We start from the raw sequence: 14,752 nt of genomic DNA on the forward strand, positions 1-14,752 counted from the left end.
GATTTGAATTAGCATATGCGTCATTCTTCGCTAACCTAACAAATAGTAGGAGAACGAAGAGTAATAACGTCCCGGATTCAAATCAATTTACTATAAAATTATTTACTAAGCTTGAATTCCTCAACCATCGAACAAAACGCATCTCCTCTTTCTTCAAAATTATGCCATTGATCAAAAGAGGAACAAGCTGGAGAAAGCAAAATTACTATTTCTTTATTTTCAGTCTGGGCTAATTTTACAGCCAGATTAAATGCATTTTCAAGTGTATAGCACTTACTTGTATTAACATTTTGCTGACTTAAAATATCAAAAAACATATCTTCAGCCTGTCCTATTAAAAATGCATGTCTTATTTTATGAAAGAGAGGCGTAAGCATATCTATACCTCCTTCTTTTGGCAAACCACCCGCTATCCAATATATGTTTTCAAAAGTAAGTAATGCTTTTTCAGTTGCTTCTGCATTTGTGGCTTTACTATCGTTAATAAAAACGATATTCTCTATTTTAGCAACAAATTGTAATCTATGGTTTAAGCCTTTAAAACTAAAAATAGCTTCTAAAATAGTAGAAACCTCTATATCATGTAATGCAGCTACAGCAAAACTTGCAGCAATATTTTCTTTGTTATGCTTACCTGGAAGATATTCAAGTTCTTTCAGTATATACTGATCACTATTACCGCTTAAATCATCATATAATATATTATCTACAATACTCACTCCCCCAGCTACTATTTGTTCTGTAGAAATGGGAATGGTTTTAGCTAGTCTTTCAGGAGTACTATAAAGTCTATTATATATTCCACGTGTGATAGCATTATCCACGTTAATAATCGCTATATCCTGTTCTTTTTGATGAGCAAAAATTTTGACTTTACTCTCTATATAATGGTCCATATTTAAATAACGATCTAAATGATCCTGGGTAATATTTAATAATACTGCTATATTAAATTTGGTATCTTTAATTAATTCAAGTTGGTATGAAGATAGCTCAAGCACATAAATACCATCTGCAGTCAAAGGCTGTAAGTAAAGTACAGGCAAACCTATATTACCTCCTACTTCTACATATAAACCAGCTAACTTTAAAATATGAGCTATTAAACTAGTGGTAGTAGATTTACCATTAGTACCAGTAATACCTATATATTTAGCATGCATACAAGTACGATATAGCAATTCTACATCACATGTTATTTCACAATTAATTTCTTTAGCTATTTCTACTACTTTATGCGACGCTGGATAGAAAGTTGGAATACCAGGACTTAATACCAAAACATCAATCAAATGCCAACGTTTATCTTCTAAACTTACTAATATACGATCCAAACCCAGAGCAATATATTCAGGCTCCAGCTCATTTAGCCATGCTTGACGATTATTTTCATTATCATCCCAAGCTATAATATTAGTACCACTACTTACTAAAGAATATATAGTGGATTTTCCACTTTTTCCAAGTCCAAATACTCCAACTAATTTTCTTCTATATAGAGTTAACTCTATCATAAATACCTACATTGCTTTATTTAGACCCGAATAATATAGTAAATTAAGTTGTACTTGGGATTAGGAGCAATAAGCAAAGCCTACAAATAGTAGGAGAGCTTTAATCTAACTGCGTCCCGAATTTAAATCAATTTACTATATATAAACTTTTACACTTTCTAGGATATAAAATATCCATACTTAATTATATTCTTTATATTATAACATTATCATATCTTGATAAAATAAACTATTAAGTTATTTTAGCAAGCGTATAATTATATCATGCTATAGGACAAAGAGTAACAAACGAAGAACAGCAAAGTAATATATAATTTCCTAAGTTATATTAACTGAATTTAATAACTGGTCATCAATATACATTATCGTGGCTGTGTAAGTCCATATTATTGCACAACTTACCTTTTTATCATTATATATACCGTGTAATAGATTTCTATAGAGCAGTAATTGTCGTAAATAATTCACTGGAATTTCTTGAGCATTCTTTGGAACATACTTGGTAGTTTTATAATCCAGAATTATTACTTCATCCTTATTGGTAACTAAGTTATCAATTTGGCCAGTCACTATAACTTTTTCATTTAAAATTCCAATTAAAGGTAACTCTTTCCTAGAATTTGCTGAAAATAAAGAGCAGAGATCTGGAGAGTCTATAAGTGCTAAACTTTTATTGACTATTTCACGTTTCATTATCTCACTCAAAGGAGCATAATTATTTTGTATAAAAAAACTTTTTAAAAACTGTTCTCTCTGAGTATATCCAATTTTCGGCAAGAATTGTAATAATTTGTGCAATAATTTTCCTTTTAATAAAGAAACAGAAGAATAATCTAGTAATGAACCATAATTTTTTTCTTCTCGGTAGAGAGTAGTAGGTGCAATATAGCTGTAAGGTAGTTCTAAAGGTATTTTATCATTAAGAAATTTAGGTAAACTATCTAAAGTATCAGCATTTATAATATCATTATCTATATATATTTTTTCATTATATCCAGAAACTACATGCCAACTTCCATCCTCCTCTATTTTGCCAAGTTTAACAACTGCTTCTTCTATAATGTCATACCAACATTTATTTTTGGTATTACTTTTAGTTTGAGTACCACATATTATTAATTCATCTTCAGCACGAGTAAGCGCCACATAAAGTAATCTTAGGTTTTCTGCCTTATCTTTTTCTGCCCTAATATTTTTTAAATCATAACAGTAACTACTATTACTAATTTTAGTAGAGAGAAATACCAAATTCTGACCAATAGTCCATAGTAATAAATCTTTATTGGTAGTGGTAAACGTTGTATCAGGTAAAAATACTATGGGAGCTTGTAATCCTTTAGCAGAATGTACTGTCATTATCCTAACTTGATTTATCCCATGCTCTAAATCTCGCTTAATTTCCGTATCGCTTTTAGTAAAAAACTCTATAAATCCTTGTAATGATGGGATATAATATCCTTCATATTCTATTAATATATCAAGAAATGAATTGATTGGATCTAATACTTCTGGGCCAAAACGTTCTAAAAATTTACGACGCCCAAGCTTAGTATCTATAATATAAGAAAAGAATTCATAAGGACCATATTCTAACTTAGATAATAAATCTTTCAGATATATAAAAGCATTTTGAAAAATTAAATTTTTAGCACTTAAATTTTCTAACTGCTGCCATAGAGAATTCTTTCCCCTGGAACTTGCTAATTGAAATAATTCTTCTTCACCCAAACCAATTAAGGGTGATTTTAACACACAAGCCAAGGAATAATCGTCAACCGGTACAATCATAAATTGCCCTAAAGCAATTAAATCCATAATTGCCAAATTATCATTAAGCTTTATCCGATCTAACCCTGCTACAGGGATATCATATTTTTTCAATTTGCTAATTAGTAATTGGCTTAACTCCTTACGTCTTCTAACTAATATTAAAATATCACCTGGAGTTATTGGTCTATTTTTAGATTGCAGAATACGCTTATTATCTAACCAATTTTTAATAGTAAAAGCTATGTCTTCTGCGAGTTTTGCTTCTACCGTCTCCTCAGCTTTATAGTATAAAGGCAAACTCCATGCTTCTTGCTTTTCAGGATCTGAAACAGTTGTGATTGGCCACAGAGTTACTAAACCAGGACTATCTTTCCTATAAGCCTTATGTTCAATAAATGATTCACTATATGTAACATGCTTTAAGATTTCTGGATTATTAAATATTGTATCTACTACATTTAATATTGCAGAAGTAGAACGAAAAGATAAAGGTAGTTTTATAACATTAAAAGCAAATCCATTATTAGCTATATATTCTTTAAAATAATTTTGCATATATGAAAAATGTAAAGGATCAGCGCCTTGGAAACTAAAAATAGATTGTTTTTCATCTCCCACAACAAATAGAGTTCTATCAGTTTCATTTACACCAACAAAAAACTCTGTCACAAGCTTTTGAATTATTTCCCATTGCTTTGGACTAGTATCCTGTGCTTCATCTATTAAAACATGATTAACTCCTCCATCTAGCTTATATAAAATCCACGAGTTAACTGTATCTGATTCTAACAACTCATATGTAATAGATATTAAATCATCATAATCTAGGCAATTATTATACTGCTTTAATATTTTATATCTTTCTAATAATGCATAACTAATATGGAGTACATGCTCTGTTAAATGTGCTACTTTAATAGAGCTGTAATATGGTACAAAATCTAAAATTTTCTTTAATTCTAGCTGCAAATATTCATCAAATTCAGGATATTTTTTTACCAAATTTTGAGTCATTAATGCTTTTCTTGGCTGATTTTCTTTAGTACAAAAAAATCCTTTATATATTTCGAAATTAACTAATTTTTGTTCATTATTCAAATTCAACCAATATAATAATTGCTTTCCTAGCTTCTCATCAGTCTTGGTTCCCAGTAACATTACTTGTATTATTTCAGCTAATTTTGCTTGATCAATAGAAGTATAAAAACTTTTTAAGGCTTCATAGGTAGTAATATTTGTTTCCAGTCCTAAAACTCTATAAGTATTTTCTATAAGTGAATCTAAATCTTCATAATAATCAAATAAATATTGAAAAGCCTTTTGATTATTTACAATTTCAGTTAATAATTCATTGAACGTCTTTTCATGTAAATACCATGCCATATATTTTATAGCTTCATGTAATTTGGTATTATTAGTTTGTTCTAAATCATTTAATAAGCTTAATTTTGCTTCCTGCAATAATTCTTTAACTTTATTCTCTTCAATTACTTCATGACGTATCGATAAACCCGCCTCAATCGGAAATTGTTGTATCAACGATTGACAAAAAGCATGTATAGTCTGTATTTTTAGTATATCTGGTGAATCTAGTATTATCAAAAACAACTGACGTGCTAGATATAGCATATCTGAAGTTGGCGTTGCTCCTGTAATATGTGTCAGACGTGAGATAAGCTTATTTTCCTCAATAATTGCCCATTCACTCAATTCTTTATTGATACGAGTGGCCATCTCAGTTGCAGCTGCTTTAGTAAAAGTAAGGCATAATATTTTGGCTGGATTATTACCAGTAAGTAACAATCTTAATACTCTATCTGTAAGGATTTTAGTTTTACCTGTACCGGCAGAAGCTTTTACCCAAGTGGAAATATAAGGATCAGATGCTTTTAATTGTTGTTCAAACATAAATATTATTTATGGCATAAAAAACCAGCGTAAACTACCTTGACCCTTATCTAATAATGACCATAAATTACACTCTACAGTAAAATAAGCAATACTAGCAGGTACAGTAGCTTTTAATAACGCTTGATTTTCCTTTATAAATTCCATAGAAAATTCATAAACCCCAGGATTATGCGCTATCAATATAACAGCCTGATAACGTTCATTAACTTTCTGCAACTGCTGCAAAATACGATTCATATCAGCTCTATATAATTCATCAATAAATTCTATGTCAACATTATTATTCATATTTTGCTTAATATATGCTGCTGTTTCACGTGTTCTACTCGCACTGGATGCAAGTATTAATTCCGGCAAAGTTCCAGATTTATTTAAAAACTCGGCTGCTTTTATTGCTTCTTGTGTGCCTTTTTCTGCAAGTTTTCTATCATAATCTTTTGAAGCATTTTCAGCAGTAGCATGACGCATAATCCATATATGTTTCATAATTTTACATAAAATAGAAAATTATTATTTAAAAACCACATAGCTATCCATTAACTAAAGAATAATCCTATCTCCATTATACATTTATAGCCCAGACAATTTAAAATGGTCCTAAGTACGCAAAGCGCAAGTAGTACAAATTAGTACACGAACGACAACGTCCCGAATTCAAATCAATTTACCATAAAATATATTATAGTATAATTTATTATAATCCAAGAATATAAATATTATATATAGCCAATAACGCTAATGATATTACTCTTATTACAAATTAACTTTACATTTACAAGAATATAGTGTTTTACTGTAAAGTAACATAACATTACTTATATAATATAATCATGTGGACTACTCCCAGCTTTTGGTATAAGCCAAAATCATATACTGCTTATAGCCTATTACCACTTTCATTTTTATATTCCTTTATAGTACATATAAGAAATATATTTACTAAGCAAAAAAAAGCTACCATACCTGTAATATGTGTTGGAAATATAACAGCAGGAGGAGCAGGTAAAACACCAACTTCCATTGCAATCGCTAAAGTATTGTTAGAACATAATGTTAAAGTAGCGTTTATAACTCGAGGTTATAAAGGTAACACAACATATACAACAAAAGTTGACTTAACTAACCATCGCGCCTCTCATGTTGGTGATGAAGCTATGTTACTCGCTCAAATTGCTCCCGTATATATAGACAAAAACCGTTATGATGCTATTGAAGCAGCAGCTAATGACGGTATTGAACTGGTCATTATGGATGATGGCTTGCAAAATCCAACTATACATAAGGATATAAAAATTTTAGTTATAGATGGATTGCATGGAATAGGAAATAACTACTTAATACCAGCTGGCCCTTTAAGAGAAACATTCTCTTCTTCTCTCAAAAAAATTGACTATATTATAATTAATGGTCCAGATAATTCTTCATTAAAATCAAAAATACCAGCAAATATCCCTGTTATTAACGTTTCAACAAAAATAGCTAAAAATTTACATTTAAAAGACAAAAAATTTATAGCCTTTACAGGCATAGGTTTACCAAAAAAATTTTTTAATACTATAGAAAAAGCAGGTGGACATATTATAAAACGTAAAATATTTCCCGATCATTATCAATATACAGTTGAAGATATCAAGCACCTTAAAACACTTGCTATATCACATCAAGCTGAGCTTATCACCACTGAAAAAGACGCAGTACGCCTTGAGTCTGACCAGAAGCGTAATATAATATGTATGCCTATTGAAATTAAACTAGGAGAGATTTTTACGGACATATTAATTAAGCATATTAGAAAATTACTACCTTAATTTTATAAAAACTTTACATACTTTACAAAGTCCTTAATTATTACGAAAGCGATACTGATAAAGAAAGTAGCGCAATAATAAGTACCAGGTATGACCTAGCTGCTATTTCTTTCACTTCTCATCAAAGGGATAGCTGAAAAAAGTAATTATTCCTTCTTTCCCAGGACACGAGTACATTTTCAGGGGTATGATAATGGTAAAGAAAAGAGTGGTCATTTCATCCTTTTTTTGTCTGGTCGTGTAAATAGTACATGAGACGAGGAATGACAACGTCTCAAATAACAAATTAAAAAGCTATAAAATTTTTAGTTAATAGTTGTTACCTATATTTACTAGGTGTACGGTTTCAGTAGTTGATGGTTAGGATTAATTCTAAAATTATTAGCATTTTGTGTGTAACAAGTCAAGATCATTTCAAAAGGCGTTTTTCTAGCAATAGAAGAAAGCCTTTTAGCATAATTATAAGCCATAACAAAAGCTTGTAGATGACTATCTAACTCTTCTCTACTAGTATAATGATACTTCTTAGTAGTAGCTTCTTTTATAGTCCTATTCATTCTTTCTACTTGACCATTGGTACTTGGACTATAAGGCCTTGTTGTGCGATGCCTGATACCGTAATCTTTACATTTTAGATCAAATCTATGTCTTGCTTTAGGAGCTCTGTACCTGGCTAAACCATTGTAAGCAAATTGAACACCATTATCAGTTAATATGGTATGTATCTTAAAGGGACAGCTACTTACCAAGTTATCAAGAAAATTAACTGTAGTATCGCCATTGCTATTATTATGCAGCTCAACATAAGCAAATTTACTCACTCTACATATTGCCACAAATATGTAAAATTTTCCCTCACCAATTCTTACTTCTGTGATATCAAGATGCATAAATCCTATTTCATAAGCCTTAAATTTCTTCTTCTCTTTGATATTATCTTCTTTGGGTAAACAAGATAAACCGTACCGTTTAAGGCATCGGTAAAGATTTGAACGAGTTAAATAAGGTATTTCTTTAATAAGTGCATCAAAGCAATCATCCAAAGGTAATTGCGTAGACTTACGAAAAGCAATAATCAAAGCTTCATCTTCGGGCTTCAAAATAGTAGTTGCTTTTTTAGGAGCATTAGAGCGATCTTCTACTCCTTCTTCTTTTCTTTGACGCCATTTTATCACAGTTTTAGGGTTAATATTATATTGTTCACTTAATTCTTTGATCGTAGCTTGCGATCGCTGTAATTCTTTTCTAATTGCGTGCGTAGTCGTGGCGCAGCCATGTAATATTTGTCCCACAATTCCTCCAAATTAATTATATCCCTAGCTCTTAACTTATATACTCTTTTTTTCTTCCATCAACCCTTGAAATTGTACACCTAGGCTCTTTCTTTTGATAAGACGAAGGACTTAAACGTTCTACGCCATTTAAATGATTCTTTGGACGCAATTCCGTATTAGGATCTTCAAATATTACAGTACGTTCAGGTCTGATTATAAGCTTAAATTGTTCATCATTTTTATTTCTTTTTCTACCTGTTCTTTCTATAGGGCTATCATCACTTCTATTATAATTCTTTCTTTTTTTACCTACTCTTTCTACATGACTATTAGTCAAACTTTCTGATCTGATAATATTTTCAATTACGTGTAAATTACTATTCCCTGTTCCTTGAGTTATGGCATCATTAGAACTAATATTTACACTTTTTATTTGAACTTCATGGTCTGGATCATATACTGGATCTTCATTACTAACCCCTTCTGGAATAGGCATATCAATCAGATCGCTAGTTTTAAGAGATGCATGTTCTAAATTCTTTCTCTGCCCCTCTGCCTCAATTCCTATTTCTATGATAGGATAATCATGTTCCATGTTTATAATAGGTTCTATTACTGGATTAGCCTCATTTTCATTCTTAACTAAAGAGGTAGAAAAACTTTTCACTCCTTCAACTACCTTCTGCCCAATAAATATGCTTCCTTCTACTACTACTTCTGTAGTTACATGAATAGCAGTTAAACATATAGCAGAAGATGCTAAAAATGCTCCTGTTCCACCTAATGATTCCACTAAACCCATTTCTACTGACTGAAGAACTGGCTGCCACGGTAATTGCAACTGAGTACCAAATATGAAAGTCTTAGCTATGCCTTTAAATGGTATTTTTGATATAAGATCTTTAACCATATTTAACCTAATGTATATATATTTATTAATTCTTAATGTTAAATTAATACTCTTTTTATTAATAATTGTCAATATATCTCTAAATATATATTAACCTTTAATAATTTCTATAATATTTAATATATTAATAATTAAATATAAGGCGTGATGCTGTATGTCAGTAAAAATGTTATAAAAGGTGATTAAAATAAAGCAAAACCAATATATTACATTAAGGAAGTATAATATTTTCAGCTTTCTTAGAAGATAGGATCAAGGAGCAACATATATAGAAAAACAGTTGAAGTTTGATATAAGGAATGAGGAGTAAAGCCTACTAATTGCTAAGTGAGCATTGATCGACGCCGCAGGCAAATTCAAATGTTTTATACATCTTAGTACTGCTTGCGATGAGCTAGCTGCTATGCTAATTCAAATTAAGATACCATAATTTAAATTATGGATAGACAATAGCTCTACATAAAATTATGAAAACTATATCACCGCTTTAATAATGGAATAATACGATCAAGCAATAACAATCCCTTAGAGGTAGCACGTATATGAGTTTGATCAATATGTAATAAATGTTCATCACATAAATAATCTAAAATGTTTTGGTTTAACAATTGGCTAATATTTTTACTAAATCTATCTTGGAATTCTCTTAATTTTATTCCTTCATATAATCGTAATCCCATTAACAACATTTCATCTAGCTGCTCTAAGATTGTTAATTCAGCAAGGCTTTGTATACCATGACCCTGTTCTAATACCTGATTTAGCCAATTTTCTGGGCTATGGGTCATCATAATAGCTTTACCATTAATTCTACTATGGGCGCCTGGGCCTATACCCAAATAATTTTGATAGCGCCAATACATTAAGTTATGTTCACATTCTTTTCCAGAGAGTGCGTAGTTAGAAATTTCATAAGGCATAAATCCACTAGCACCTGCTAAGTCCCTAGTTAATTGATACATATCTGCAGCATAATCATCATCTGGCATAATAAATTGTTTATTTTTATACTGATTATAAAAAGCTGTACCTTTTTCTATAGTTAATTGATATAAAGATAAATGGTTACTTGCCATAGTAAGGGCTATTTCCAACTCTATTTGCCAATTCTCTAGAGTTTGCTCTGGTCTTGCATAAATTAAATCAAATGAAAAATTACTAAAAATTTGTGAAGTCAAATCAATGGCGCTTAACGCATCTTTCATGGTATGTTTACGCCCTAGAAATAATAAATCCTGATCATTTAAAGCTTGTACACCAAGTGATAACCTATTAACCCCAGCTTGCTTAAAATCATAAAAGTTTTTCCTGTCAACTGATGAAGGATTTGCTTCTAAGGTGATTTCTACTTCTTCGTTGCAAGATGCAAATTTCACTAACTTATCAAGAATTTTAGACACAATTACTGGAGGCATTAATGATGGAGTACCCCCACCGAAAAAAATTGTTTTGATCCTGGAGTTATGTAATATTTCAGTAAAATATTCTATTTCTGCTAAATAGGCCTTTAACCACTCTTCATGTTCTATACTATCTCTAACATGACTGTTGAAATCACAATATGGACACTTAGATACACAAAATGGCCAATGAATATATACAGCAAGCTCAGATTTTTCATTCGCATTCAACACTAACCTATCTTTCATAAACTTCTTAACAATATTATAGTAAATTTCTATTTATATAGAAGTATTGTGCTCTTCCATATCTATTATAATTTTATCTAATATACCATTAACAAATCCTGCTTCAATATCTTCATAAAATGCATGTGCAATATTTGTATATTCATTAATTACTACCTTTTGTGGAGTTTCGGACATAAACTTCAGTTCACAAATCGCTACTCTTAAAATACATTTTAATACCAGGCTTAATTGATTTAACCTACGACTTTCTGTTAAATATTGTGTTATTATATCATCTAATAACTCTTGTTCTTTTATTGTGTTATTCATTAATACTGTAAAAAATTCTTTGTCGGGTATTAAATCTTCACCTTGAATATTTAACTCATTTTCTCTAAATTCTTTATCAAAATAATTATTCAATAGTTGCATTAAATGCAAATTGTCCACATTATTAATTTCGTACGCATACACAGCTTGTACTGCAGCAAGCCTTGCCATCATTTTACGAGTATTAGCCAACGAAAGCTTAATAGACTTCTGTTCATTCATATAAACCTGATTTTATTATGTTCTAATTTCATCGCATGTAAAAGTATGTCTAAAATTTGTATATCTAATAACAATATTAATAATATTTTTATTAATATAATGATTATGGTGAAAAAGCAGTTTTATTATAAATCGTGAGTATGGTCAATCACTCTATTAAAAAATTTTGTGTACACATAGCCCCCTAGGGTTGGGGATGAAGTTTATTGTGCTTGAATACGTTGAAAATGCCTCTTAAAAAGCCTGGAGTAAATAAAGATATTGGATTAAGAGAAGTCTTTACGTTACTTAAATTTCCTGTAATACTATAATTAGCAGCGAAAACTCCTTTACTTTTCTTACTACCAGTTATAATTTGTCCTATTAAGGGTAATGAAGCTAACGTACGATTTAAGGAATAAAATTCTGGTACTATTGTGCCTTCTACATTAATTTTTTTATTAGCTAAATCAACATAACCTTCCATTGTTAATCCTAATTCACTACCAATTACATTCCCATTATAAATTCTGAGTACGTTTTCTTTAAACTGCAAATCACTAGTAAGCTCCTTAAATGGTATATGGTTATCACCGAGTAGCCTTACTATGCCAGGCAATGAACTGAAAGTAAGCAATTTTGCTAACACTGGAGTTTTGATAGCAATAAAGTCTTGCATTAATATTTTACCCTTAAATATAGAGTTTGTATTTTGTTTATCATAGTGCTTAGTATGGTACGCAAGCAATATACCATTTTTAATATTCTGGTATATATTAAAAGCATTTAATACTAAGGATGCATTATCTGCTTCAAGGGTTAAAATAGATTCTGCAAAACTTTTAGGCGTTAATCTAATTTTTAAATAATTGTAACTATCTTTTCCCATTTTAGCAAAAAAATAACCTGCTTTACAATTATCCATATTACATTCTAGTGAGGCATCTACATTATGAAATAGAACATCATTCTTCATATATACCTGATCCAATTTTATACGAGTATTCATAGCATTAAATTCACCCCTATTCTTATCTTGTGCAATTTTATCAAAATCTATTTGGTTTAAATCTAATGATCTACCTTTGATATTTAATACTACTACATGATTAGAATTCGTATATTCAGCCATGAAATCATTATTTAAAAATCTTATTTGATCAAAATATAATTTATTCGGTAACAATAACGCCTTATCAATTTCACCTTGACCATTAATTAATATATTTTTTCCTTTAATTAAGAATTTCTTTACAGTTATAGTATTTTCATTTTCAATATAAGCATTAATTACACCTGTTACTGGATCTCCAAGATCTTTTTTAAATCCTATTGCAGCCACTGTAAATTCGGCATTTTTTAAATCTATCTCTATGTCAAGATTAGATTTATTATTCTTAGCTGTTATATTAGTATTAACTATTATCTTACCTGCTTTAATTACCTCTTCATCAAATATTGTAAAATTTTGGGCATTTTCAGCATGAATCTCCGTTTTTACTTTGAGGATAGTATCGTATTCTGAATTGGGTTCTATATATCCTACCCAATTAATCTCAATGGGATTTTTATCAAGTTTAGCTTGTCCTAATAGTTCTGCTTTTTTACCATTAAATATAACTGTTAATTGTCCATTATCTAGATATGCATTATTAGGTAATTTCTCTAAACTTATATCAGTTAATTTTGAATTAATATTAAAAATTATATCTTGAAAACTTATATCATCTTGCATAGGTATTTTTATATTTACATCAGTAAAAGCGCTACCTTTAACCTCTTTGAGGTTAATATTATCTTTAGCAGCTTTATCAATATTATCTTCAGGAATAAAAGAAATTAAATCTATAATAGGACCTTCCACTTGCCCTTTTATTGTAATATTATTAGTATTTTCTATAGCATATGGAATCCGTACTAGCGTTTTACTTAAAGAAGACTGACCTATTATACCGCTCATACCATTCACTAATACACCCTGCTCATCAAGTGAAATTGTTCCATAAATTTTCTCTATAGGAGTATATCCTTCTAAATATGTTAAATCTACATTTTCTATACGCAACATCCCTAAAGGCATTTTGGGCTTATATTGTCCTTTAGGTATTATATTTTTTGCACATTTCTTTTGGAAGGAACATAAATCAATCCATAAAGTACCTCGCATTATTGTGCCAGAAAATAGATGTGATACTGTCCATTGTTTGGCTTGGCTACCTATCCAATCGGGCCACAAATGTTTTAAATATTCAATAGGGAAATTAGCTATAGTAATTTTGAGCTCAGAATTTTTTTTAGAATTCATATCCTTTCTGATATGCACAGAGCCACCATTACTAAACTGTAAATCTGCATTTTCTATATCAATTGCTTTACTGGGTGATATAGTACTTTGAATATTTAAAGATTTTAATAATATTTGGGTATCATTAAAATTATCATAGCCATTCATAATCTTGGTGATTAATGATAAAGGTATATTAGCACCTTGCAGATTATATTCAGTAGTATCATTGTCATGGATAGATATATTTGATTTTAATACTGCATTATCAATATGGATCTCAGCTAACATCTTAAATATATTATCTAGAGATTGATTAAGAAAGCTTGCATTAACACTCATAATACGATTTTCATTAGCAAATTCAATTTTGCCATTTTGAACTAACAGCTCAGTAAAAAATTTGAATAATAAAATATTATAGCTAGAAGCATTATAATTTTGTTTTTTAAAAAGAGAATATATATTAGCTTTTGTAATATCAACGTATAGCCGAGGGGAAATAACATTTACTTTCCTAAAGAACCAAGCTATATCTGATTTAGTACCAAAGTCCAATTGTATAGTAGGCATATTAACTATAAATTTTTTATTATCTAAATCTGAGATATTCATATCCGTAATTTTTAACGTCAGTATTTTCTGAGCTTTATCTAAGATAAGACTTATATCTGATATTTGTACATTAATATGATTATCGTGTAACTTATTAGTAATATAATTTTTCACCCACACTAAAGATACCGGTTCTTTATAAAGTTTAAATAATAAAAATGAAGCAAGAAGTGAAAACATAGCTAGGAAGATTAATATTGATATCATTAACTTCTTACATATATTTTTCACAACCAAAACCTTTTCTACACTTAAAATATTTTTAATTATTTATATCATATAAATTAGAGTATAGTTTAAATATATTACAACTAAAACCTTTTATTTAAACTATCGCTTCACAAATAACTATCTAAATCTTGTATTAAAAAAATTCATATTAATTAATATCGTATTTTATAATATAAACATTAATTATTTTTGTATAGGAGTGCAAATATTATATTAAAATCGTGGAGAGTAATCCTCAATAAAGAAATTTCATATTTATTTTTAATCAAACAT

9 protein-coding genes are annotated in these 14,752 nt (G+C 29.6%); 1 reads left to right on the plus strand and 8 read right to left on the minus strand.

The features are described from left to right. Positions 1 to 98: 98 nt before the first annotated feature. From murD to NOVO_02785, 3 genes are all read right to left on the minus strand, one after another. Complete coding sequence (gene murD / locus NOVO_02775; GenBank protein ID AIL64946.1) at positions 99 to 1,514, minus strand: UDP-N-acetylmuramoylalanine--D-glutamate ligase; 1,416 nt, start codon at positions 1,512 to 1,514, stop codon at positions 99 to 101. 318 nt (positions 1,515 to 1,832) lie between these two features. Beyond that, positions 1,833 to 5,192 (minus strand): ATP-dependent helicase/nuclease subunit A, encoded by a 3,360-nt coding sequence (gene addA, locus NOVO_02780; GenBank protein AIL64947.1) that lies wholly within the window; start codon positions 5,190 to 5,192, stop codon positions 1,833 to 1,835. Positions 5,193 to 5,201: 9 nt separating this feature from the next. Beyond that, positions 5,202 to 5,681, minus strand: coding sequence for a phosphohistidine phosphatase (locus NOVO_02785; GenBank protein AIL64948.1), 480 nt, complete (start codon positions 5,679 to 5,681; stop codon positions 5,202 to 5,204). A 344-nt stretch (positions 5,682 to 6,025) separates the two neighbouring features. Here NOVO_02785 and lpxK point away from each other — a divergent pair, with 344 nt between their 5' ends. After that, positions 6,026 to 7,003, plus strand: a complete 978-nt coding sequence (gene lpxK, locus NOVO_02790) for a Tetraacyldisaccharide 4'-kinase (GenBank protein ID AIL64949.1) — start codon at positions 6,026 to 6,028, stop codon at positions 7,001 to 7,003. 332 nt (positions 7,004 to 7,335) lie between these two features. On the opposite strand, the gene NOVO_02795 is transcribed toward lpxK, so the two are convergent. From NOVO_02795 to NOVO_02815, 5 genes are all read right to left on the minus strand, one after another. Further along, the gene (locus tag NOVO_02795; protein ID AIL64950.1) at positions 7,336 to 8,295 is read right to left on the minus strand and encodes an Integrase core domain protein; all 960 of its coding nucleotides are present in this window, start codon (positions 8,293 to 8,295) and stop codon (positions 7,336 to 7,338) included. A gap of 31 nt (positions 8,296 to 8,326) precedes the next feature. Beyond that, positions 8,327 to 9,187: a hypothetical protein gene (locus NOVO_02800; GenBank protein AIL64951.1), complete on the minus strand. Its 861-nt coding sequence runs from the start codon at positions 9,185 to 9,187 to the stop codon at positions 8,327 to 8,329. 479 nt (positions 9,188 to 9,666) lie between these two features. After that, a complete protein-coding gene (gene hemN, locus NOVO_02805; protein ID AIL64952.1) occupies positions 9,667 to 10,836 on the minus strand; it encodes an Oxygen-independent coproporphyrinogen-III oxidase in 1,170 nt (389 codons plus the stop codon). Positions 10,837 to 10,869: 33 nt separating this feature from the next. Then, on the minus strand, positions 10,870 to 11,370 hold the full coding sequence (nusB, locus tag NOVO_02810) for a N utilization substance protein B (protein AIL64953.1): 501 nt from the start codon (positions 11,368 to 11,370) through the stop codon (positions 10,870 to 10,872). 184 nt (positions 11,371 to 11,554) lie between these two features. After that, positions 11,555 to 14,479, minus strand: coding sequence for a hypothetical protein (locus tag NOVO_02815; protein ID AIL64954.1), 2,925 nt, complete (start codon positions 14,477 to 14,479; stop codon positions 11,555 to 11,557). Positions 14,480 to 14,752: the final 273 nt, after the last annotated feature.

The organism is Rickettsiales bacterium Ac37b (assembly GCA_000746585.2).
Classification (GTDB): Bacteria; Pseudomonadota; Alphaproteobacteria; order Rickettsiales; family Arcanibacteraceae; genus Ac37b.